The sequence below is a fragment of the Aliiroseovarius sp. CAU 1755 genome (assembly GCF_054482655.1).
The window spans coordinates 415,526-438,888 of record NZ_JBTLRH010000002.1; the positions used below are offsets into that span (position 1 = coordinate 415,526).

Here is a 23,363-nt window from a genome sequence, read left to right on the forward strand (position 1 = left end):
ATGACCGACGCCTATATCTATGACGCCGTGCGAACCCCGCGTGGCAAAGGCAAAAAAGACGGCACCTTGCACGAGGTGACCGCTGTGCGCCTGTCCGCACTGGCGCTGAACGCTTTGAAAACCCGTAACAACCTTGAAGGCCATGCCGTCGAGGACGTGATCTGGGGCAACGTGACCCAAGTGGGTGAACAAGGCGCGTGTCTGGCGCGTTCCTCGGTGCTCTATTCCGACCTGGACGAACGTATTCCGGGCGTGTCGATCAACCGCTTCTGCGCCTCAGGTCTGGAAGCCGTAAACATGGCCGCGAACCAAGTCAAAGGCGGTGCGGGTGATGCGTATATCGCCGGTGGCGTGGAAAGCATGAGCCGCGTGCCGATGGGCATGGACGGGGGGGCAATTGCCGCCGACCCCTATCTGGCGATGAAGGCCTATTTCGTGCCTCAGGGCATCTCGGCCGACATCATCGCGACCGAATTTGGCTTCAGCCGTGACGACTGCGATGCCTATGCGGTTGAAAGCCAGAAACGCGCCGCTGCCGCCCGTGCGGACGGTCGGTTCAAATCGATCATTCCGGTGATGGACCAGAACGGCCTGACCGTCATGGCCGAGGATGAGATGATCCGCGAAACCACGATGCAGACTCTGGGCGGCCTGAACCCGTCCTTCAAGGCGATGGGCGAGGCGATGCCGGGCTTTGATGCCGTGGCATTGCTGAAATACCCGCATCTGGAAAAGATCAACCACGTGCACCACGCGGGCAACTCCTCCGGGATTGCCGATGGCTCTGCCGCCATCCTGATCGGCAACAAGGAATTCGGCGAACGCCACGGGCTGAAACCGCGGGCGCGGGTCAAAGCGACATCGAAAGTCGGCACCGATCCCACGATCATGCTGACCGGTCCTGTTCCGGCCACAGAACGCGTGCTGCAAGCCGCTGGCATGGATTTCGGCGACATCGACCTGTTTGAGGTGAACGAGGCGTTTGCCTCCGTCGTTCTGCGTTTCATCCAAGCCTTCGACGCCGACACCAACAAGGTGAACGTGAACGGCGGCGCAATCGCCATGGGCCACCCGCTGGGCGGCACTGGTGCGATGATCCTCAGCGCCCTGCTGGACGAAATGGAGCGCGCGGACAAGGAAACCGGTCTGGCCACGCTTTGCATCGGCTCGGGCATGGGTGCCGCAACCATTCTTGAACGCGTGTAAGAAGGAGACGTTATTATGGCTGATTTTCACTATTCCGTGGACGCCGATGGCGTCGCCACCATCACTTGGGATGTCCCCAACAAATCCATGAACGTGCTGTCCTATGACGCGCTTCGCGAGCTGGACGCCCATATCGACACCGTTCTGGCAGACGACGCCGTGAAAGGCGCGATCATCACTTCGGCGAAGAAGGACTTTGCCGGTGGAATGGACCTGAACGTCATCGCGCAGATGAAGAATGATGCGGGCGACAACCCGGCAAAGGGTCTGTTTGACGGTGTCATGGGCATGCACGGTGTGCTGCGCAAGATCGAACGGGCGGGCATGGACCCCAAGACCAACAAGGGCGGCAAACCGATCGTCGCCGCCCTGCCCGGCATCGCGCTTGGCATCGGTCTGGAAATCCCGCTATCCTGTCACCGCATCATTGCGGCGGACAATCCGAAGGCCAAGATCGGCCTGCCGGAAATCATGGTCGGCATCTTCCCCGGCGCAGGCGGCACCACCCGTCTTGTGCGCAAAATGGGTGCGATGGCGGCGGCGCCATTCCTTTTGGAAGGCAAGACTGTTTCGCCAGACAAAGCGAAAGCGGCTGGCCTGATCGACGAGGTTGTCGCGCCCGATGAACTGCAAGCCCGCGCGAAAGAGTGGGTTCTGAACGCCACCGACGCCGACATCGTGAAACCGTGGGACGCCAAGGGCTACAAGATGCCCGGCGGCGCACCCTATCACCCCGCTGGCTTCCAGACCTTCGTGGGGGCGGCTGCGATGATCCACGGCAAGACCAATGGCGTCTATCCGGCAGCCAAGGCTCTGCTGGCAGCCGTCTATGAAGGCGCAATGGTGCCGTTTGACGACGCGTTGCGCGTGGAATGTCGCTGGTTCGTGAACGTGCTGATGAACCCGTCATCCAGCGCCATGATCCGCTCGCTCTTCATCAACAAGCAAGCGCTTGAAAAAGGCGCTGTGCGTCCGAAAGACGTGGCTGACCAGTCGGTCCAGAAAGTCGGCGTGTTGGGCGCAGGCATGATGGGGGCTGGCATCGCGCTGGTATCCGCCATGGCCGGGATGGAGGTCGTTCTGATCGACCAAACCCAAGAAGCGGCCGACCGAGGCAAAGCCTATTCCGAGGGCTATCTGGACAAAGGCATCGCCCGCAAGAAAGCCACGCCTGAGAAGAAAGAGGCCGTTCTGTCGGCCATCACCGCCACCACTGATCTGGAGGCCCTCAAGGGTGCGGACCTGATCATCGAAGCGGTGTTCGAGGACGTGGGCGTAAAGGCCGAAATGACCAAGAAGGTCGAGGCCGTGGTGGGCCCAGACTGCATCTATGCCACCAACACCTCGACCCTGCCGATCACCGAGCTGGCAAAGGCGTCTGAACGCCCGGATCAGTTCATCGGCATCCACTTCTTCAGCCCTGTTGAACGCATGATGCTGGTCGAGATCATCAAGGGCAAAGAAACCGGCCCGCGTGCGGTGGCCAAGGCGCTTGATTATGTGCGCCAAATCCGTAAGACGCCGATTGTCGTCAACGACGCGCGCTTCTTCTACTGCAACCGCTGCATCATTCCCTACATCAACGAAGGGATGCGTATGGTTGGCGAGGGCGTCAGCCCTGCTCTGGTCGAAGGTGCCGCGAAACTGCTGGGCTTCCCGGTGGGACCGCTGCAGCTGGTTGATGAGACCTCGATTGATTTGGGTGTGAAAATTGCCAAGGCCACCAAGGCCGCGATGGGCGACGATTACCCCGACGGTGCCGTGGACGACATCATCTTCTGGATGGCGGACGAAGGCCGCTTGGGCCGCAAATCCAATGCGGGTTTCTATAACTACGACGAAAAGGGCAAGCGCACCGGACTGTGGGAAGGTCTTGAAGGGAAGTTCCCGCAGGCTGACGACCAGCCCGACCTGACTGAGGTGAAGCATCGCCTGATGATGAGCCAAGTCTTGGAGGCTGTCCGCGCGCTGGAAGAAGGTGTGTTGGAAGACATCCGCGAAGGCGACGTGGGCGCGATCCTGGCATGGGGCTTTGCGCCGTGGTCCGGCGGCCCGTTCAGCTGGCTTGACATGATCGGCGCGGACAAAGCGGTCGAGATTTGCGATGGCCTGACCGCCGCCCATGGCGCGCGGTTCACAACGCCTGCCCTTTTGCGCGATCTGGCCGACAAGGGCGACACGTTCTATGGCCGGTTCGACACCGCACAAGACGCAGCCTAACACGCGTAATCTTTAAGCACGAAACGGCCCGGATGCGACGTCCGGGCCGTTTTCAGTTCTGACTGGTGGTCACGCGGCCAGGTCAAAGGGCGACCCATGGATCAGCAAGCCGATCAAGGCCTGACCCTGGTCTAAGGTCAGATGTTTGTAGTAGCTGCGTTTTCCAGTATCAGCTTCAGCCCCATAGCAGCCCAACAAGACACCACTCTCGGCAAACACGACCTCTTCCTCTGCAAAGCCAAGTTCGATCACCTCGAGCGCCTTGGTGTTGCGATGGGCCAGTGAGACCCAGCTAATGCCGCGAAAACCCGCCAAGGCCGCGGCGGGCACCAAGACCATCGGCGCGCCAAACGCACCTTCGGCCAAGTCAGTTTCGATCAGAACGCCCTGCCCCGGCATCAAGACCATATCGGCACAATTGCCAAGCACACCGCCGGGCACATGCAGCGCACGGTCAACCGACAAGGTGCGGCGGTTCACCTGTTGCGCAACACGCAATCCGCCGTCCAACGTGTGCACTGCGTCGCCACGTGTCAGCGTCTCTACGGCGCGCCACCCGAAGGCGGTTTCGACCTTGGTGCCTGTGACAAACCCTGACAACTTGGTGTCTGCGGGGCGCATCAGCGCAGCCATTTCGACCGGCAGGGCATTGGCGAAGTCTGTTTGGGTATTCAGGAACATGGGGCTCTCCTATGGCTGTCATTGGGGTCAGAAAGCGCATCGGAACACAACGTTCTGGCCTCGTTTCAACGTGCCCAATCGGCGATTAACACTTTGGGCGATGAGACCAGAAGGTGCGGCGATTTCGCCATAAACCTGCCCATTCCAAGGAGGTTTGGTGTCATCATGCCACCCGCGCGCGCAATCGCATTTTGGGCGGGGCTTTAGCGTGAGTGGGGAAACAATCATTTACCACTTGGAAAGCATGGATTTTAACTGACCTGCTTTGTCCTGCCACAAGGTGGACACGTGGTTTTCATGATTCGAGGCCACCACACTTAAGCCATTAAAATTTATAGCTAAATCTTTGAATGTCCGGCGCACAAATTTGTGCCAACAGCGCCGCATCTGCATCCGAATAGTAAGGCCGGTAATCTGGGTCGCGATCTGACGCATTTTCATGGGTGAACGGTCCAAGGCGGACCCCCAGATGCGCCTCGAAAGGGGTGATATCAAGCGCAAGATGCTCAAGCCTGACGAACAGATCGCACCGCTCTTGCCCGCGCGCATCGGTGACATAGTCGCCAAATGGCGCGGCGGCAAAGCTGTCTGCAACAAACGGGTGGTTCAGAAACTCCGAAAAGGTCAGCACATGCGCAAGGTCGACCGCGGGGTGGTCGAAATGCTGACCCTTTAGCCAGTGGTAGTAGCTCACCATTCTGTCCCACGGGTTGCGCACCAAGGTAACGATGAAAAAGCGATCGATCTCGGCTTGTGTGACCAGACCCACGATATCGCGCAGGGTCGAGTGTTTCCAAAGGCGCCCAGCGGCAGTGATGTTCTTCAGCCGTCGCCGCCGTTTGACTGCCTTGGGCGTATCACCCAGCATGATGTCATCAGCCATCGCGCGATTTTCAAGCGCCAACGCCAGCGACGTGCCACCCGTTTTGGGCGGGTGAACAAAGATATACTTGCGGCCACGCGAAATGATCATGCAGAGAGCTTAGCGCGGTTTCACACCCCGCGCGAGCGCAGAGAGATGATGACACCAGAGATCACGATCATCGCCATACCCAACAGCATCTGAGCGCTGATCGGTTCACCGAACAGCACATAGCTCCAGCCCGCCGCAAAGGGCAACAGCACGTATTCGTAGATCGCGACCTGAGACGCATCGCCCCATTGGTATCCCTTGAAGACCAGCCCCATCGCAACAATCGATCCGACCGCTTGCATCACCGTCAAGGCAAGCGCCAGAGGCGTCGGCCAGACAGCAGCGCGCAGGATAAACCCTGCCTCACCGGGTGGAACAGCATGCGGCCAGACCGTCATGATCACGACGCCGATCAACCCGAATACACCAAGCGACATGAAGAAATAGAGAAGCATGGACAAGGCGCTTTCCCCGTCGCACCACTGGCGCGTGGCGATCCCACCGATTGCATAGAAAACCCCGGCGCTCACCGGGACAAGCGCGAACAGGTTCAATCCGTTCTCAAAGGGATCTAGCACGATCAAAACGCCGATGAACCCGATCACACCCGCTGCGATGCGGGTAGCACCCACCGGTTGCCCCAGAAAGAGCGCTGAAATCAGCATCACCCAGATCGGCGCTGTAAACAGCCCCGCCGCCACCTGCCCAATGGGCAGAAATGCAAGACAGCCGAAATAGATCAGCATGGCGACCCCGGCGAACCCGCCCCGCAGCATGACGGCCCAGCGGCGCCGAGGCGTCAGCTGTGCCCGCCCCATGCGGGCAAGAGCCAAAAGAATGGCGACGGCCAGCACCGCCCGCATCAGGTGAAACTGCCAAAGCCCCAGATCGCGCGCAATCACCGTTACAAAATTGTCCATAAACCCCAAAAGGAACATGGCCATGCAAATCGCACCCGCCGCCGCAATTGTCCGGTTTGAAGTCATGTCGTTTTTCACCTGTCATAGCGTCTTGAAGCCATTGACCGCGCCCAGCACGATCTGGTCTGCTCTAAAAACGACATACGCGGCAGGAATGCCGGGGCACAATCCAAGGAGACGCGACGGTGGGATGGATGAGTGACGAAACGGGCCTTGAAAAATGCGCGGCGAATTTCGTGCCGCTGACGCCGTTGTCCCACCTCAGACGGGCCGCACTTATTTTTCCAGACCGCGAAGCTTTGGTATATGGGCCGCGTAGATTGACCTATGCGGCTTATCATGACCGAGTGACGCGGTTCGCGTCGGTGTTGGAGGCGCGCGGGATCGCACCGGGCGACGTGGTGGCCACGCTTCTACCCAATGTGCTGGCACATGTGGAAGCAAGCTTTGCGATACCGGCCTGCGGCGCCGTGCTCAACACCATAAACACGCGGCTCGATGTGGATACCGTTGCTTATATTCTAAGCCATGGCGAAGCGCGCACCGTGCTTGTTGATACCGAACTTCTGCCGCTGGCCGAGGCCGCCATTGACCTGCTAAAAGCGAACGGCGCGCCCATCGAACCCGAAATCATCGAAGTCGCCGACGAGCACGCGGGTCATCCGGCGACAGGGCGCTATCCCGAATACGAGGCGCTTTTGTCGAAAGGTGATCCGGCATTCAGCTGGGTCATGCCAAAGGACGAATGGGAAAGCCTTGCGTTGAATTATACGTCTGGCACCACGGGGCGCCCCAAGGGCGTGGTCTATCATCATCGCGGCGCCTATTTGATGACCATGGGCACACCGATCAGTTGGGGCATGACACTTTACCCGCGCTATCTGACCATTGTGCCGCTCTTTCATTGCAACAACTGGAACCATTGCTGGATGATGCCAGTGCTTGGCGGCACGGTTGTCTGCTGCCGGGAAATCACTCCCAAGGCGATCTATGACGCGATCGCCGACGAAGGCGTGACCCATTTCGGCGGCGCACCGATTGTGCTGAACATGATCGTGAATGCTCCTGACAAAGATCGCCGTTCTTTCGACCACGTGGTCGAGGTCTTCACTGCCGGCGCCCCCCCGGCCGCCGCGACCCTGGCTGCGATAGAGCCGTTGGGGTTCAACATCACGCAGGTTTACGGGCTGACCGAAACCTATGGGCATATCACCGAATGCCTGTGGAATGGCCCGCAATGGGATCACCTGTCGCAGGCGGAAAAAGCGTCTCTCAAAGCGCGCACTGGCGTTGCGATGCCGCAGATGGAGGACATCACCGTCTTGAGCCCAGACACGCTGGAGCAGGTGCCAATGGATGGTGAAGCCATCGGCGAGATCATGATCCGCGGCAACTCGGTCATGAAAGGGTATCTGAAGGACCCGGACGCAACCCGCGCGGCCTTCGAGGGTGGGTATTTTCATTCCGGCGATATCGCCCATCAGACGCCAGACGGCTATATTCGCATCACCGACAGGTCCAAGGACATAATCATCTCGGGCGGTGAAAACGTCAGCTCGGTCGAAGTCGAGGGCACCCTGATGCACCATCCGGCGGTCAGCTTGTGCGCTGTGGTTGGCAAACAGGACGACAAATGGGGCGAAGTCCCCTGCGCGTTTGTCGAATTGAAAGACGGCGCCGATGTCAGCGCCGACGATCTGATCGCCTTTGCCCGCGAACGACTGGCCGGGTTCAAGACACCAAAAACGGTCGAATTCTGCGAACTGCCCAAGACGGCAACAGGAAAAATTCAGAAGTTTGAGCTGCGCAACCGGATCAAGAATGCAAACTGAACCGTTTGGCACATTGCCGGACGACCTTCGTAAGAGTATCCTGCCCCAAAGCACAACGAGCAGATGAGCCGCACCAAAACAATGACGGCCCTCACGAAATATCAACGGCTGGAAGCCCCCGGTTTGTGGCGTGCCTCGCCCGAGGCACAGCGCCGCAACGTCGTCTTGTCGCTTGGCGATGCCACCCTGACCATTTCTGACACGCATGACATGGCGCTGACCCACTGGTCACTGCCTGCCATCATCCGGCTGAACCCCGGCGAACGCCCCGCACTTTTCGCCCCTGGCACCGATGCCACCGAACAGGTGGAAACCGACGATGATACGTTGATCAAGGCGATCGAGAAGGTGCGCACCGTGGTCGAGAAACGCAGGCCCCATCCCGGCCGCCTGCGCCACTGGGTAACGGCCGGTCTGTTCGGAGGGTTGGTCGCATTGACCGTGTTCTGGCTGCCTGATGCGCTGCGCAACTACACGGTTTCGGTCGTTCCGACACCCACACGCGACGCAATCGGCCAACGGATCCTGAACCGGATCGGTCGCGTTGCGGGGCAGCAGTGCACAGGAAGCACAGGACGCGCAGCGCTGGACCAGCTGGGATTTCGCGTCCTGGGGTCAAATACGCCGCGCATGATCGTCCTGTCCGGAGGTGTGCAGACAACCACACACCTCCCCGGCCATATCACGTTGCTCAACCGTTCTTTGATCGAGGATTACGAAGAACCGGATGTCGTCGCAGGCTTTCTTCTTGCAGAAGATGCGCGCCGCCGCGCCACCGACCCGATCCAGGCCCTGCTGGACCATGCCGGGTTAAAGGCGACGGTCCGGTTGTTGACGACCGGAGACCTGCCTGACACCGTCATCGACAGCTACGCCGAATGGCTGCTGACCTCAACACCGGCGACGATTGACCGCGACACGCTGTTGGCACGGTTCAAGGCGGCCGGTGTCCGTTCGACGCCCTATGCTTATGCGCTTGATTTGACCGGGGAAAGCACACTGGATCTGGTCGAAGCCGACCCTGTGCCGCTCAGCGACGCCACCCCCCTGCTAAGCGATGCAGACTGGGTGCGCCTGCAAGGCATATGCGGCGAATGAACTGCCTCTGCGTTTGGCGTGGGCAGTGCCGATAATTTGCCCGGATGGTTGGCCCGGATTAATTGCGGGTAAAGGCGTCCGAAAAGCCCGATGCGCGCAAGCGCAACAGGGCCGACCGAAGATCTGACTGGGTCTGAAACGGTCCCGCCAGAACGGTCTTTACGGTCTTTCCGCCTCGTTTCGACGTGGCACTGGAAACGCGCAGCCCCAGCGCCCTCAGCTTGGCGATGGTTGCTTTGGCATTGGCTGGTGACGCATAGCGCCCAACCTGAACGTAGCGATGGCCCGTCGCCTGAGGCGTCGGGGCTGAGGGCTGTGCGCGCGTCGTTACGGTTTCTTGCATAGATGCAGATGATTTCGGGTTGGACCGGGCGGCTCCGGCTTTGGCCCCGTGCAACGTCACTGTGGTCTCCGACACAAGCCTGCGCGGCACAGTGTCAGTCCAAACCATTCGCGTCTGGCGCATCCCTTCGCCCGTCTGAACACCACGGTTCGGGTTCAGCCGGTCATCGTCCCAGACTTTACGATAGCCCGATGGCACGACGACTTTTGCGTTCGACGCCGGATAGGTCGGGGGGGCAACGCGAGTGCCCGCAGGGAAGCGATCGACATCTTCGCGTGCAACAACGCGGTAGCCACCGCGATAGCCCTTTACGGGTATCTCTGCCGATTGTCCCGCAGATGCCACGACAGGGTCGGTCAGGGGCTGGACGTCGACCATGGCGCCGGGCGGTGCAGCGATGACGCGGGTGCGCTCGGCGTTGTCGTGATCTACGAGATAGCTCACAGCTTCTGTTTGCCCCGGTGAACAATTCACCGGCACAGTTTGCCCGTTGCCCAGATCTACCTGCGTAACGGTTGAACCCTCTAGACAGTTCACCCTGACCACACGCGTGACTTCGCCACGGTTGGTCTGCGGTTCGACAGACACAACGGCAGAGCGCGCCGATCCAGCCGCCCAAGCGCCTTCGGTATGGCGTGCGCACATAACCTGTCGGTCCTGCGAAAGACGGGGCACCCAGGACACGGCACCTTCGTCACCAACCCGCAGATAGACACATCCGCGACTGTCGACATATTGATCGCCCGCGAAACTGGCAGGGGGGCGTTCAGCAGGTTCACCAGCTTGGGCAAGGCTCATGGCCTGCGCTGCAGTGCCAAGAAAACTGACGGTGACAACACATGTCGTGACGCGTTTGAAAGGGTTCATCTGTGCCTCTAAACGAAAACTAGAGGCGAGGATGAAACATACCCCACGGCAAGTAAAGGATATTTCCCCTACTTGGTTCCGAACATCCGGTCCCCGGCATCGCCAAGCCCGGGCACGATATAGCCCTTTTCGTTCAGCCTTTCATCCAGCGACGCGGTGATAATCGGCACATCGGGATGGGCCTCTTTCATCCGGGCCACACCTTCGGGGGCCGCCAGCAGGCACATGAAACGGATATCAGTCGCACCTGCCTGTTTCAGCAGATCAATCGCCGCAGCCGAACTGTTTCCCGTGGCAAGCATCGGATCAACGGCAATCACCAGCCTGTTCTCAAGCGAGTCCGGCACCTTGAAGTAATACTGCACCGGCTCAAGCGTTTCTTCGTCGCGATACAGCCCGACAAAGCCAACCCGTGCCGAAGGGATCAATTCCAACACCCCATCCAACAACCCATTGCCAGCCCGCAAGATTGATACGAGCGCCAGCTTGCGCCCTGCCAGAACCGGCGCGTCCATTTCCTGCATCGGAGTGCGGATGCGCTTGTTCTCCATCGGCAACTCGCGCGTCACTTCATAGGCCAGCAACTGGCTGATCTCGCGCAGAAGCTGGCGAAAGTGGTTGGTTGGTGTTGTCTCGTCGCGCATCAGCGTCAGCTTATGCTGGATCAAAGGGTGTTTCACGACGGTCAGATGGTCATACATCTTGGGTCTCCAGTTTTTTTCGCACGCGCGCGCGCGTCGCATCATCACAAAAAGCCGCGTCAATGGCCGTCAGGTTCAAGGCATTGAAATCAGATATCTCCCACCCGAATTGCCGCGACAGGTTTTCATACTCCGTCACCAGATCGGTGCGGAAAAAAGGTGGATCATCCGTCGACACGGTCACCTTCACGCCGCGCTCGCGCAGTTTGGCGATCGGGTGGGCTGACAGGTCGGGATAGACGCCCAGAAAGACGTTTGAACCGGGGCATACCTCCAGCGTGATGTCGTCTTCGACCAGACGTTCGACCAAGGTCAAATCCTCGATCGACCGCACGCCGTGACCGATCCGTTCGACCTTCAGATCGTCCAGCGCAGCGCGCACTTCATCGGGCCCGCGCCATTCACCGGCATGGGTCGTCAAGCGCAAGCCCGCCTCGCGCGCCATGTCGAACGCATAGGCAAAATCGCCTTGCTTACCAGCGTTTTCGTCGCCCCCCATACCGAACCCGGTGATGAAGTCCCCTGCGGTTTGCTGTGCACAGATCGCAGTTTCGCGGGCGGGTTCGGGACCGAAATGGCGGATGGCGGTAACGATCCCTCGCAACGTGATACCGGCATCGCGTTCGCATTCGGCGGCGGCTTCTTGAATGGCGGCCAGGTATTCGCGCCACGCGCCCACGTCGCGCCCACCACAAAAGTCCGGCGACAGGAAGGTTTCGGCATAGACCACGCCGGCCTCAGCGCAGTCTTCCAGAACGGCTTTGGTCAGGCGCCCGAAATCCTCGGGACTTTTCAGAACCGAGGTCGCCGCTTCATAGACCTCTAGAAAATGTGAGAAGTCGCGATACGCATAGCCCCCATCATCCGTAAAGATGCCTGACAGATCGACATGCTTTTCTTTGGCCAACCCTCGAATGAACTCCGGCGGCGCAGCACCTTCGATGTGCAGGTGCAGCTCGACTTTCGGCAACGCCTTGAAACTCATAGAAACGAACTCCCGGCGCCGCGCTCTTCCAGCCCCAAATGCGCCGCGACCGACGCTCCGATATCGGAAAATCCACACAGGCCGATTTCTCGCACGCCAAGCCCAGCGCCAACCACCGGAACGCGTTCGCGCGTATGATCGGTGCCGACCCAAGTGGGGTCATTGCCGTGATCGGCGGTAAACAAGACAAGATCGCCCGCGCGCATCTTGGCAAACACCCTTGGCAGTTCTGCGTCGAACCATTCCAGTGCGCGCGCATATCCAGATACGTCGCGGCGGTGACCGAATTGCGCGTCAAATTCGACGAAATTCGCGAACACGAGATCGCCGTCCTGTGCCGTGTCCATCGCAGAGACCAGATGCTCCATCAGGTCTGCATCAGCGCCTTTCTTCAGCGTATCAATGCCGCGATGGGCAAAAATATCCCCAATCTTGCCAATGGCATGGACCGTTCCACCCGCGTCCTGCACCCAATCGCACAGTGTCGGGCTGGGTGGTGTCATGGCGAAATCACGTCGGTTGGTGGTGCGCGAAAATCCTTCGGCTTCGGTGCCAAGAAAGGGGCGCGCAATGACGCGGCCAACCTGCATATCGTGCACCATTGGGGCAATCGCCTCGCACAGCGATATCAGACGATCAAGACCGAACCGTTCTTCATGGGCGGCGATCTGGATCACACTGTCGACCGATGTGTAGACAATCGGCAACCCGGTGCGCATATGCTCCGGCCCCAACTCCTCCAGAATTTCCGTGCCAGAGGCGTGCTTGTTGCCCAAGACACCGTCGACCCCGGCCACCTCGCAGATCTTTTGCGTCAATGCTTCGGGGAAAGCCGGTTGCGTATCAGGGAAATATCCCCATTCCCAGGGGACGGGAACGCCTGCAATCTCCCAATGGCCAGACGGCGTGTCCTTGCCCAGCGAAACCTCTTGGGCAGCGCCCCAAAGCCCTTGCGGTTCGGCCGCTAACCCCGGAGTTTCATCGCCAGAGGCAAGCCGTATGGCAGCGCCAAGGCCCAGCCCGTCAAGATGCGGCATTTTCAACGGGCCTGAACGTCCCTCTTCAGCCCGGCCATCGGCGCAGGCCATGGCGATATGCCCCAGCGTGTTGGCGCCGGTATCAGGCACGGTCTTGTCATTGAAAAACGCATGCGCGTCAGGGGCTCCACCGCAGCCCGCGCTGTCCATAACGATCAGAAAAGCGCGCGTCATGTGTTCACCATATGCTCGGTGGCAAAAGCGCCCGGAAGAAGTTCTGCCATGGTCATGACCAATGTGTCACCCGCCAAGGTCATCATGGTGATCTTGGCGTCCGCCGCGGCGAATTCCGCCAGCTTTTGCCGGCACCCGCCACACGGGGTCACCGGCAACGGCGCATCCGCAATCACCAGCGCCTCGACGATATCGCGATCCCCGGCGGCCGCCATCGCAGCTATAGCACCCGCTTCGGCACAGGTGCCTTCGGGATAGGCGACATTCTCAACATTGCATCCGCTATAGATGGCGCCGGTGGCGCAACGCAGCGCGGCGCCAACCTTGAAGTTGGAGTAAGGCACATATGCGTTTTCGCGCACGGCTTTCGCGGCATCCAGAAGCGACATGGGGCATCCTTCTTCGATCGGGTCTCTGTATCAAGACACCGTGGCGCGGCACGGGATCGGATGCAAGGGCAAACGCAGGTTGTAGATTTACAAAGCACTGCGGCACGATCATGCTATGAATACACCAGCAGACTTGATCGCCGTGCCACCATTGGTGTATGTCCGGCGCAAGATAGTTTAAGACTAAACTTTCATCAGGAGGCCATCGTGAGCGACGACAACTACCCCCGAAAGCGGGCTTTGGATTACCATGAATTCCCCAAGCCCGGCAAGCTGGAGATCCGCGCCACGAAGCCCATGGCCAACGGACGCGACCTTAGCCTTGCCTATTCGCCGGGGGTGGCCGAAGCCTGCACCGAAATCGCCAAGGACCCAACGGCGGCAAGCCGTTTTACCGCACGCGGCAACTTGGTTGCGGTTGTGACGAACGGCTCGGCAGTTTTGGGGCTGGGCAACATCGGAGCGCTTGCGTCGAAGCCTGTGATGGAAGGTAAGGCGGTGCTGTTCAAGAAGTTCGCCAACATTGATTGCTTCGACATCGAACTGGACCAAAGCGACCCGGAAAAGTTGGCGGAAATCGTTTGTGCGATGGAGCCAAGCTTCGGTGCGATCAATCTGGAAGACATCAAGGCGCCCGATTGTTTCATCGTTGAACAAATCTGCCGGGAGAAAATGAACATCCCCGTCTTCCATGACGACCAGCACGGCACGGCGATCGTTGTCGGCGCTGCCGCTACAAATGCGCTACAGGTGGCGGGCAAATCCTTTGACCAGATCAAGGTTGTTTCAACGGGTGGCGGGGCAGCCGGCATCGCGTGCCTGAACATGCTTTTGAAACTTGGCGTAAAACGCGAGAACGTCTGGCTGTGCGACATCGCTGGCCTTGTCCATGAAGGGCGCGAAGAAGATATGACGCCGCAAAAGGCGGCCTATGCCCAAGGCACCACACCCGCAACACTGGACGATGTGATCGAAGGGGCAGATCTGTTTCTCGGCCTGTCCGGGCCGGGCGTGCTCAAAAGCGAGATGGTCGCCAAGATGGCCGATCGCCCGATCGTCTTTGCGCTGGCCAATCCGACGCCCGAAATCATGCCCGACGAGGTGCGCAAGGTCGCGCCAAACGCGATCATCGCGACGGGTCGGTCAGATTTCCCCAATCAGGTCAACAATGTCCTGTGTTTCCCATTCATTTTCCGCGGCGCACTTGATGTCGGCGCGACGGAAATCAATGACGCCATGCAGCTTGGGTGCATCGAAGGCATCGCCGCCTTGGCGCGCGCCACCACCTCGGCGGAGGCGGCCGCCGCCTACAAGGGCGAACAGCTTAGCTTTGGTGAGGATTACCTTATTCCGAAGCCCTTTGACCCGCGCCTGATGGGGGTCGTGGCCAGCGCCGTCGCCAAGGCCGCAATGGAAAGTGGGGTCGCCATGCGCCCCGTCGAAGACCTTGAGGCCTACAAGGAACAACTTGACGGATCGGTCTTCCGCTCCGCCTTGATCATGCGCCCTGTCTTCGAGGCCGCTGCAACCGCTGAACGCCGCATCGTCTTTGCCGAAGGGGAAGATGAACGCGTGCTGCGCGCTGCAAACGCCATGTTAGAAGAAACCACGGATAAACCGATCCTGATCGGTCGCCCGGACGTGATTGCGCGCCGCTGCAAACGTGCGGGTCTGTCTTTGAAACCCGGCGAGGATTTCGAGATCGTGAACCCCGAGCGTGATGATCGGTATCGCGAATACTGGACCGCCTATCACCAGATCATGGCACGCCACGGTGTGACCCCTGATCTGGCAAAGGCCATCATGCGCACGAACACCACCGCCATCGGATCGATCATGGTGCAACAAGGCCATGCAGACAGCCTGATCGCGGGCACCTTCGGGCAATATTTGTGGCATTTGAATTATATCCAGCAAATTTTGGGCGATGAGACCCTGCACCCGGTTGGTGCACTTAGCTTGATGATCCTTCAAGACGGCCCGCTTTTCATCGCCGACACACATGTTCACAATATCCCGACCGCTCATCAGATCGCCGAAACGGTCTGCGCGGCGGCACGCCACGTGCGTCGTTTCGGGGTCGAGCCGAAAATCGCGCTGTGTTGCTATTCTCAATTCGGCAATCACGCCGGTGACAGCGGTGTGCGCACGCGCGGCGCGTTGGAAATTCTGGATAGCGCCCCGCGCGACTTCGCCTATGAAGGTGAGATGCACGTCGACGCCGCCCTTGACGAAGACCTGCGCAACCACATCTTCCCGAATGCCCGCTTTGCTGGACCGGCAAACGTGCTGGTCTTTGCCAACGCCGATGCAGCCAGCGCCGTGCGCAATACGCTGAAGGTCAAAGGCGGCGGGCTTGAGGTCGGGCCCATCCTGATGGGCATGGGCAACCGGGCACATATCGTGACCCCGTCCATCACGGCGCGTGGGCTTTTGAACATGTCCGCCATCGCCGGCACGCCGGTCGCGCATTACGGCTGACGGGCGAATCTCGGCCGTCAAAGTTTGCAAGGCGAGGTTTGCAGATTTGCAAATCTCGCCTTTTTCAAACTTTTGGCGCAGATTACACTACTGTTTGCAAAAGTTTGCAGTCTATTTCCAGCGCATCTGCAAATTTTTCGCGGTAAACTGCCGCGCAGGGCGACGTGGCGCTTGCCCCAAACCAACTTGGGCGCGTAACTCTTTCAACGAGGGAAATTGGAGGAAGTGCACCATGGCATACAATGACGTCTACGCCGCTTGGCAGGCAGACCCGGAAGGCTTCTGGATGGACGCCGCGAAGGCGATCAGCTGGGACACCCCCCCTTCGAAGGCGCTTTTCGACGACAACGCACCGCTCTATGAATGGTTCTCGGATGGCATGGTGAACACTTGCTACAATGCGGTGGACCGGCATGTGGAAAACGGTCGCGGCGATCAGATCGCGATCATCTATGACAGCCCGATCACCGGGCGGCAGTCCAAGATCACTTTTGCAGAGCTGAAAGAGCGTGTCGCCAAATTGGCGGGCGGGCTGCGCGACAAAGGTGTGCAGAAGGGCGACCGCGTCATCATTTACATGCCGATGGTTGCCGAAGCTCTGGTCGCCATGCTGGCCGTGACGCGCATCGGTGCGGTTCACTCGGTCGTGTTTGGTGGCTTTGCGTCCAACGAACTGGCCGTGCGGATCAATGACGCCAAGCCCAAGGCAATCATTGCTGCCTCCTGCGGGATCGAACCGGGTCGCGTCATCGCCTATAAACCGCTGTTGGACGGGGCGATCGACATCGCCACCCACAAACCAGACTTCACAGTGATCTTGCAGCGCGAAGAAAACCCTGCAGACCTGATCGACGGGCGCGACCATGACTGGAATACCTTGCAAGAGGCTGCGACACCTGCCGATTGTTTGCCGGTCGAAGGCAACCACCCCGCCTATATTCTTTATACTTCGGGCACCACAGGTCAGCCCAAGGGCGTTATCCGTCACACCGGCGGGCATCTGGTGGCGCTGAACTGGACCATGAAAAATATCTATAACGTGGATCCAGGCGATGTCTTCTGGGCCGCGTCAGATGTGGGTTGGGTCGTCGGCCACAGCTATATCACCTATGGACCTCTGGTGCATGGCAACACCACCATCGTGTTCGAAGGCAAACCCGTCGGCACCCCCGACGCGGGCACCTTCTGGCGGGTGATCTCGGAGCACAACGTCAAAAGCTTCTTTACCGCCCCCACCGCCTTTCGTGCCGTGAAACGCGAAGACCCCAAGGGCGAGTTTGTCAAGAAATACGACCTGAGCTGCCTCAAGCAGGTTTATCTGGCCGGCGAGCGTGCCGACCCTGACACCATCGTCTGGGCACAAGATCAACTGAAGGTGCCCGTGATCGACCACTGGTGGCAAACCGAAACGGGCTATGCGATTGCTGCCAACCCTCTTGGGATCGAGGAGCTTCCGGTCAAGCTTGGCTCTCCTTCGGTGCCAATGCCTGGATATGATGTGCAAATTCTGGATGAAGGCGGGCATCCGATGGCGGCAGGTGAACTTGGCGCGATTGCTATCAAGCTGCCGCTGCCTCCGGGCACGCTGCCAACGCTTTGGAACGCGGAAGATCGTTTCAGATCAAGCTATCTGACCACCTTCCCCGGCTATTACGAAACCGGCGATGCGGGCTACAAGGACGAAGACGGCTATCTGTATATCATGGCGCGCACCGATGACGTGATCAACGTCGCCGGTCACCGCCTGTCCACGGGCGGAATGGAAGAGGTGTTGGCCAGCCACCCGGACGTGGCCGAATGCGCCGTCATCGGCGTCACGGACCAGTTGAAAGGCCAACTTCCGTTGGGTCTCATTTGCCTGAACGCCGGTTGTGATCGTCCACATGATGAGGTCAGCGCTGAATGCGTCAAGCTGGTGCGCGAGAAAATCGGCCCCGTCGCTGCGTTCAAGCTTTGCGTGGTTGTGGATCGGTTGCCCAAGACACGATCCGGCAAGATCTTGCGTGCCACCATGGTGTCGATTGCAGACGGCAGGGACTACAAGATGCCTGCTACCATCGACGACCCGGCCATTCTGGACGAGATCAAGGACGCGCTTGCAGGGTTGGGGTATTCCTGACGCTGGCAGGCGCAGCTCAAGACAGTCACCTCCGGGCACATTACCGGGGGTGATTTTTTTTGGTCTTTCGCGTTGGTGAGGGTATAGACATCTACAGGTGCGCCAATTTCCGGCGATTGGGCCTATGTCAGGTGAATTTTTATGAATGAAACAGGTAAAGGTCGCGACGATCGCAGCGTGCCAGAAGCGCTCGTTTCGGCAGAAAATTCACACTGCAAGATCCTTATCGTCACCGCACTTGCGACGGAAGCCCAGTTCCCACAGCAGCTTTTTGACGACCTGCACTGCACCGCGACCTATACTTTTTCACTGACCGAAGCCGCGAAAAGCGTGGCCCGCGACTGTCCTGATCTGGTTCTGCTGTCCCTGACGATCGGCAAGAAAAGCACATTGCAGTTGTTGTCGGACCTTCGCAAACGAGCGCCCGAAACTGCGGTTGTGGCGATTTCGCAAAGCGATCAGATAAACGACGCGGCCGAGGCGATGCGACTTGGCGCGGTCGATTGCCTTTTCTTTCCTTTCACCCAGGAACGGTTGCGAAAGACCGTGACAGCAACGCTTCGCAACGCTGGTGCGATAGCCCCGCAAAGGCGCGCGCGCGGTCATTCGTCCGAAACACCCGACGACGACGACAAGGCTCCAACAAGATTTGCGGGACACAACATCAAACACGGGATGATCCTGTCCGATATCGCAATGGAGCCCGTCCTGAAGGCCTTGAATGCAGTTTCGGTCTCGGTCGCGCCTGTGTTCATCCAAGGCGAAACGGGCACTGGAAAAGAGCTTCTGGCGCGCGCCATCCATGCCGAAAGCGGCCGGGCGGAAGGCAAATTTGTCGTGGTCGATTGCGCGCGGCTTGATCCAGACACGCTTGGCTCTGAGATATTTGGCCACAAACGCGGGGCATTTCCCGCAGCCCATGCCGACAAGATCGGTGCCGCACAGGCTGCAGATGGCGGAACTCTGTTTCTGGACGAAATCGCGCATACCGACCTGCGAGTTCAGAAGCAGCTTATGCGGTTTCTGGAAGCCGGTGAGATTTTGCCATTGGGCGAAACACATCCCCTGAAAGTCGACACCCGTATCATCTGCGCTACCACGTCCGATGCGCAGGCAGAAATCAAAGCCGGGCGGTTGCGTGAAGACCTGTATTTCAGGCTCCATGTCGTGCCAATCACCCTTCCTGCACTGCGCAATCGTGGACAGGACATCGTGGCCATTGCCAACACCAAGCTCGTACAGATTGCCCAGGACGAAAACCGAAATTTTCGCAGATTTGCACCCGACGCGATGAACTTGCTTTTGTCACATCCTTGGCCTGGCAATGTGCGACAGTTGATTAACGTGATCTGGAACGTGGTCTTGCTGCATGACGGAGAGCAGGTAACAATTGATATGTTGCCGGCAGATTTTCAGGCCGCCGCCGGGCAGGCTTGGACCGGGCAAACGCCGCCCAACCTGTCCTCTCATCCTGACCTGATCGGGCGCAGCTTGGCTGAGATTGAACGGATCATAATCGAAGACACCATCCGCGCAGAAGGCGGATCTGTCCCCAAAGCCGCGCAGGTTCTGGGCGTGTCGCCATCGACGATCTATCGCAAACGCGAAAGCTGGTTTGATCACAAAGCCAGCGGCTAGACGAATTGCTCGCGGATCAAACGCTCTTCCAGCCCGTGACCGGGATCAAACAGGATCCGGTGGGAAATATCGTCCTTGGATTGAATTTCCACCGATACGACATTCGGAAACGACCGACCATCCGCGTCCGCCATCACCGGGCGCTTCTTGTGCTGAAGCACATCAAAGCGCACGACCGCTTGCTTTGGCAAGAGCGCCCCGCGCCAACGACGTGGACGAAAGGCAGACATGGCCGTCAAGGCCAGGACATCTGACCCGATCGGCAAAATGGGGCCGTGCGCCGAATAGTTATAGGCGGTCGACCCCGCCGGCGTGCTCAACAGCGCGCCGTCGCAGACGAGCTCATCCAACCGCACCCGGCCGTCGACGCTGATCTGCAAAGTCGCGGCTTGCGGACCAGCGCGCAGCAGGCTGACCTCGTTGATCGCAAGCGCATGGTGAACCTCTCCATCTGCGTTTTCTGCGCGCATGGCCAAGGGGTTGATCACCTCTTCTTCGGCTTCGATCAACCGCTCGATCAGGTTGTCCGGCGAATACTCGTTCATCAGAAACCCGACCGTGCCGCAGTTCATGCCATACACCGGCGCCAAAAGCTCTTGCGTGTCGTGCAAGGTTTGCAGCATGAACCCATCGCCGCCAAGGGCGACGATAACATCGGCCTTGTCACAGGCCACGTTGTCATAGCGCGCCGTCAATTCAGCCTGGGCGTCCTGTGCGATCGGCGCGTCGCTGGCAACAAATGCTATTTTCTGGCTCATATTTGGTTTCCTGCCCCTGACCCTTGGTTTCCGAAAGAAACACATGTTTCCCCAAGTTGCCAGAAATTGCCGCGTCTTTACGCACCGATGTCGCTTTCCGGTCTTTGCGATCCGCAGCGTTTCCGATAGGAAATCCAGACATCTGGCTTCCAACCCAAGGATTACGCGCATGACTGCCACCCGTGACCAAGGTTTTTTTACCGAATCCCTCGCCACCCGCGACCCGGAGCTGTGGGGCTCGATCACTGATGAACTGGGGCGCCAGCGCGACGAGATCGAGCTGATTGCCTCGGAAAACATCGTGTCCGCCGCCGTGATGGAGGCGCAGGGCACGGTCCTGACCAACAAATACGCCGAAGGTTATCCGGGCCGTCGCTATTATGGCGGTTGCCAGTATGTGGACGTGGCCGAGACGCTGGCGATTGATCGCGCCAAAGAACTGTTTGGATGCGAGTTTGCCAATGTGCAGCCGAATTCGGGCAGTCAAGCGAACCAGGGCGCGTTCATGGCGATGATCCAGCCGGGCGATACGATCCTTGGGATGAACCTTGCCTCGGGCGGGCACCTGACCCATGGGGCGGCCCCGAACCAATCGGGCAAGTGGTTCAACGCCGTGCAGTATGGCGTGCGCAAGCAAGACAACCTGATCGATTATGACGAGGTCGCGGCGCTGGCAAAGGAACATCAGCCCAAACTGATCATCGCCGGTGGGTCGGCCATTCCACGTCAGATCGACTTTGCGAAGTTCCGCGAGATTGCCGACAGTGTCGGTGCCTTCCTGCTGGTCGATATGGCCCACTTTGCAGGGCTGGTCGCAGCGGGCGAGCACCCCTCGCCCTTCCCCTATGCCGATGTGGCGACCACAACAACGCACAAAACCCTGCGCGGGCCACGTGGCGGGATGATCCTGACCAATCGCGAAGATCTGGCCAAGAAGATCAACTCGGCCATCTTCCCCGGCATTCAGGGCGGCCCGCTGATGCACGTGATCGCCGCCAAGGCCGTGGCATTTGGTGAAGCCTTGCGCCCTGAGTTCAAGACCTATCAGAAACAGGTCCGCGCCAATGCAGTGGCTCTTGCTGATCAGTTGATGAAGGGCGGTCTGGACATCGTAACCGGCGGCACCGACACGCACGTGATGCTGGTGGACCTGCGCCCCAAAGGCGTGACCGGCAACATCGTCGACAAAGCTTTGGGCCGCGCACATATCACCTGTAACAAGAACGGTATTCCGTTTGACCCGGAAAAGCCCACTGTAACCTCGGGCATTCGCCTTGGCACCCCGGCAGGCACCACCCGCGGTTTTGGCGAAGACGAGTTCCGCCTGATCGCTGATATGATTGTCGAGGTCGTCGACGGGCTTGCCGCCAATGGGGCAGATGGCAACGGAGACGTGGAAAAGGCGGTTCGGGCAAAAGTCGCAGATCTTTGCGCGCGTTTCCCGCTTTATCCGAACCTGTGAGCTTTCACTTTTCGAACCTTTTTTGATAGTTTACAGCCCCAGTCTTCCGATTGGGGCTGTATTTTCCAACAAACCTCAAGCTCACATGGTGCGCGCTGATCCTCGCGACAAAACGGTTGCATCCCGGCTTGTCACGACATCGCTTTCTGCAACCAGCCTAGAGATAATCGCGCCAGAACAGCACGCCAAGCGCCAATGCTGCAACCACCAGCAGCTTGAACAGAACGCTGGCCGCCCCCATCACGGCAATGCCACGCCGTCTGTCCCAAGGGTCGACATCAAGCAGATGGCGTTCAAGCGCATCTGCCGCGCGCGACAACCTGTCAATGTCCAACCTGCGTGCCAGCCGCGGATGCGCCGCCTGTCGCAGCGCTTCGACCAACAAAGCGCCTTCCTTCCGCACATAGCGCGGCAACAAACGGCCAGCTCTTTTGAGCTTCACCTCGAACCCAGCCCCGCGGATGTCCAGCCGGTGTTCCAGCAGCTGTGCCAACCGTTCTGTGCGTGTCTGTAAATCCACGAGGCCCCCGAAAAATTCGTCCTGATCATTGTGCCGACACTAGCGAAGGACGCCCAAGATGCGAAGCGAGATGTGGTGTGAAAAAGGGGTTCAAGCCTGCGTTCACCCGCGTTATGAAAACACATGCTTGAAACTCAGTCATTTGGCGATGATGATCGCCACCCGCCCATCTTGATTGCACATGGCCTTTTTGGGTCTGGCCGCAACTGGGGCGTGATCGCGAAACGCCTGGCAGACACCCGGCGTGTCGTGACCGTTGACATGCGCAACCATGGCGCCAGCCCATGGACCACATCGCACAACTACGCCGATATGGCAGATGATCTGGCGCAGGTCGTTGCCTCGACAGGTGGCGAAGCCGACGTGATTGGACATTCGATGGGGGGCAAGGCTTCGATGGTGCTGGCGCTGAACCATCCCTCAATGGTGCGCCGTCTTTTGGTCGCCGACATCGCCCCGGTGGCCTATACCCACGACCAGCAACGGATGATTGCGGCAATGCGCAGCATTGATCTGTCTTTGGTCAACACACGTGGCGACGCGGATCGTCAGCTTGCATCGGTTTTGGACGAGGCATCGGTGCGCGCCTTTCTGCTCCAGTCCCTTGATGTAAAAGAGCGGCGCTGGCGGCTGAACCTTGACGTGCTAGAGCGCGACATGGATCAGGTCGTAGGCTTTCCCGATGTCACGGGAGGGTTTGATGGCCCGACGCTCTTTCTGTCGGGCGCTTTGTCGGACTATGTCAAAACGGAACATCGCCCGCTTATCAAAGCCCATTTTCCGAACGCGAAGCTGGCCAAGATTCCAAAGGCAGGGCACTGGCTTCATGCCGAAAAACCCCGCGAATTCGAAGCGGCCGTGCGCAATCTTTTGAACACCTGAAGACCAAAACAAAAAAGCCCCGCGAAAGACGCGAGGCTGACTGTATTGGCCACTGTTAGGGGTTGAAAATCGGGGCAAAGTTGTCTCGATGTTTCAAAATTTTCCCTTACTTTACAATACCTTAATTTCTTCAAATT

General features: G+C 59.1%; 19 protein-coding genes. 9 read left to right on the forward strand and 10 right to left on the reverse strand.

Annotated elements, in window-relative coordinates; all coding sequences use genetic code 11:
• Both ACXYMP_RS09180 and ACXYMP_RS09185 read left to right on the forward strand, forming a co-directional pair.
• Nucleotides 1-1,206, forward strand: coding sequence for an acetyl-CoA C-acetyltransferase (locus ACXYMP_RS09180; protein ID WP_458905824.1), 1,206 nt, complete (start codon nucleotides 1-3; stop codon nucleotides 1,204-1,206).
• A gap of 15 nt (nucleotides 1,207-1,221) precedes the next feature.
• Nucleotides 1,222-3,426 (forward strand): 3-hydroxyacyl-CoA dehydrogenase NAD-binding domain-containing protein, encoded by a 2,205-nt coding sequence (locus ACXYMP_RS09185; protein ID WP_458905826.1) that lies wholly within the window; start codon nucleotides 1,222-1,224, stop codon nucleotides 3,424-3,426.
• Between the two features lie 69 nt (nucleotides 3,427-3,495).
• Here the strand turns inward: ACXYMP_RS09185 and ACXYMP_RS09190 are convergent, their stop codons facing one another.
• The 3 genes from ACXYMP_RS09190 to ACXYMP_RS09200 form a co-directional block, all read right to left on the reverse strand.
• The gene (locus ACXYMP_RS09190) at nucleotides 3,496-4,107 is read right to left on the reverse strand and encodes a Hint domain-containing protein (protein ID WP_458905828.1); all 612 of its coding nucleotides are present in this window, start codon (nucleotides 4,105-4,107) and stop codon (nucleotides 3,496-3,498) included.
• A gap of 325 nt (nucleotides 4,108-4,432) precedes the next feature.
• Nucleotides 4,433-5,080 carry a sulfotransferase family 2 domain-containing protein gene (locus ACXYMP_RS09195; RefSeq protein ID WP_458905830.1) on the reverse strand — a complete coding sequence of 216 codons (648 nt, stop codon included), beginning with the start codon at nucleotides 5,078-5,080 and terminating at the stop codon, nucleotides 4,433-4,435.
• A 20-nt stretch (nucleotides 5,081-5,100) separates the two neighbouring features.
• Nucleotides 5,101-6,006: a DMT family transporter gene (locus ACXYMP_RS09200; RefSeq protein WP_458905832.1), complete on the reverse strand. Its 906-nt coding sequence runs from the start codon at nucleotides 6,004-6,006 to the stop codon at nucleotides 5,101-5,103.
• A 119-nt stretch (nucleotides 6,007-6,125) separates the two neighbouring features.
• On the opposite strand from ACXYMP_RS09200, the gene ACXYMP_RS09205 reads away from it, so the two are divergent.
• Both ACXYMP_RS09205 and ACXYMP_RS09210 read left to right on the forward strand, forming a co-directional pair.
• Nucleotides 6,126-7,772 carry an AMP-binding protein gene (locus ACXYMP_RS09205; protein ID WP_458905834.1) on the forward strand — a complete coding sequence of 549 codons (1,647 nt, stop codon included), beginning with the start codon at nucleotides 6,126-6,128 and terminating at the stop codon, nucleotides 7,770-7,772.
• 63 nt (nucleotides 7,773-7,835) lie between these two features.
• A complete protein-coding gene (locus ACXYMP_RS09210; protein ID WP_298565335.1) occupies nucleotides 7,836-8,870 on the forward strand; it encodes a hypothetical protein in 1,035 nt (344 codons plus the stop codon).
• A gap of 58 nt (nucleotides 8,871-8,928) precedes the next feature.
• Here the strand turns inward: ACXYMP_RS09210 and ACXYMP_RS09215 are convergent, their stop codons facing one another.
• From ACXYMP_RS09215 to ACXYMP_RS09235, 5 genes are all read right to left on the reverse strand, one after another.
• A complete protein-coding gene (locus tag ACXYMP_RS09215; protein WP_458905836.1) occupies nucleotides 8,929-10,080 on the reverse strand; it encodes an SPOR domain-containing protein in 1,152 nt (383 codons plus the stop codon).
• 68 nt (nucleotides 10,081-10,148) lie between these two features.
• Complete coding sequence (upp, locus tag ACXYMP_RS09220; RefSeq protein WP_298565333.1) at nucleotides 10,149-10,781, reverse strand: uracil phosphoribosyltransferase; 633 nt, start codon at nucleotides 10,779-10,781, stop codon at nucleotides 10,149-10,151.
• Nucleotides 10,774-11,766 (reverse strand): adenosine deaminase, encoded by a 993-nt coding sequence (locus ACXYMP_RS09225; RefSeq protein WP_458905839.1) that lies wholly within the window; start codon nucleotides 11,764-11,766, stop codon nucleotides 10,774-10,776. Before ACXYMP_RS09225 ends, upp begins: the two co-directional genes overlap by 8 nt.
• Nucleotides 11,763-12,977: a phosphopentomutase gene (locus tag ACXYMP_RS09230; protein ID WP_298565329.1), complete on the reverse strand. Its 1,215-nt coding sequence runs from the start codon at nucleotides 12,975-12,977 to the stop codon at nucleotides 11,763-11,765. The genes ACXYMP_RS09225 and ACXYMP_RS09230 overlap by 4 nt, the downstream gene beginning before the upstream one ends.
• The gene (locus ACXYMP_RS09235) at nucleotides 12,974-13,366 is read right to left on the reverse strand and encodes a cytidine deaminase (RefSeq protein ID WP_298565327.1); all 393 of its coding nucleotides are present in this window, start codon (nucleotides 13,364-13,366) and stop codon (nucleotides 12,974-12,976) included. Before ACXYMP_RS09235 ends, ACXYMP_RS09230 begins: the two co-directional genes overlap by 4 nt.
• Nucleotides 13,367-13,573: 207 nt before the next feature.
• Here ACXYMP_RS09235 and ACXYMP_RS09240 point away from each other — a divergent pair, with 207 nt between their 5' ends.
• The 3 genes from ACXYMP_RS09240 to ACXYMP_RS09250 all read left to right on the forward strand — a co-directional run bounded on the left by ACXYMP_RS09240 (nucleotide 13,574) and on the right by ACXYMP_RS09250 (nucleotide 19,604).
• Complete coding sequence (locus ACXYMP_RS09240; protein ID WP_298565324.1) at nucleotides 13,574-15,847, forward strand: NADP-dependent malic enzyme; 2,274 nt, start codon at nucleotides 13,574-13,576, stop codon at nucleotides 15,845-15,847.
• A 232-nt stretch (nucleotides 15,848-16,079) separates the two neighbouring features.
• Nucleotides 16,080-17,966 (forward strand): propionyl-CoA synthetase, encoded by a 1,887-nt coding sequence (locus tag ACXYMP_RS09245; protein WP_458905843.1) that lies wholly within the window; start codon nucleotides 16,080-16,082, stop codon nucleotides 17,964-17,966.
• Nucleotides 17,967-18,107: 141 nt separating this feature from the next.
• Nucleotides 18,108-19,604 (forward strand): sigma-54-dependent transcriptional regulator, encoded by a 1,497-nt coding sequence (locus ACXYMP_RS09250; RefSeq protein ID WP_458905845.1) that lies wholly within the window; start codon nucleotides 18,108-18,110, stop codon nucleotides 19,602-19,604.
• Here the strand turns inward: ACXYMP_RS09250 and ACXYMP_RS09255 are convergent.
• Nucleotides 19,601-20,362, reverse strand: coding sequence for an NAD kinase (locus ACXYMP_RS09255; RefSeq protein WP_458905847.1), 762 nt, complete (start codon nucleotides 20,360-20,362; stop codon nucleotides 19,601-19,603). The two genes, ACXYMP_RS09250 and ACXYMP_RS09255, sit on opposite strands and share 4 nt — an antisense overlap.
• 169 nt (nucleotides 20,363-20,531) lie before the next feature.
• On the opposite strand from ACXYMP_RS09255, the gene glyA reads away from it, so the two are divergent.
• Nucleotides 20,532-21,824, forward strand: a complete 1,293-nt coding sequence (gene glyA, locus ACXYMP_RS09260; protein ID WP_298565315.1) for a serine hydroxymethyltransferase — start codon at nucleotides 20,532-20,534, stop codon at nucleotides 21,822-21,824.
• Between the two features lie 157 nt (nucleotides 21,825-21,981).
• Here the strand turns inward: glyA and ACXYMP_RS09265 are convergent, their stop codons facing one another.
• Nucleotides 21,982-22,344 (reverse strand): hypothetical protein, encoded by a 363-nt coding sequence (locus tag ACXYMP_RS09265; RefSeq protein WP_458905849.1) that lies wholly within the window; start codon nucleotides 22,342-22,344, stop codon nucleotides 21,982-21,984.
• A gap of 123 nt (nucleotides 22,345-22,467) precedes the next feature.
• Between ACXYMP_RS09265 and ACXYMP_RS09270 the strand changes: the two genes are divergently transcribed.
• Entirely contained in the window at nucleotides 22,468-23,226 is a 759-nt protein-coding gene (locus tag ACXYMP_RS09270; protein WP_458905851.1) for an alpha/beta fold hydrolase, read from the forward strand.
• The last annotated feature ends 137 nt before the right edge of the window (nucleotides 23,227-23,363 follow it).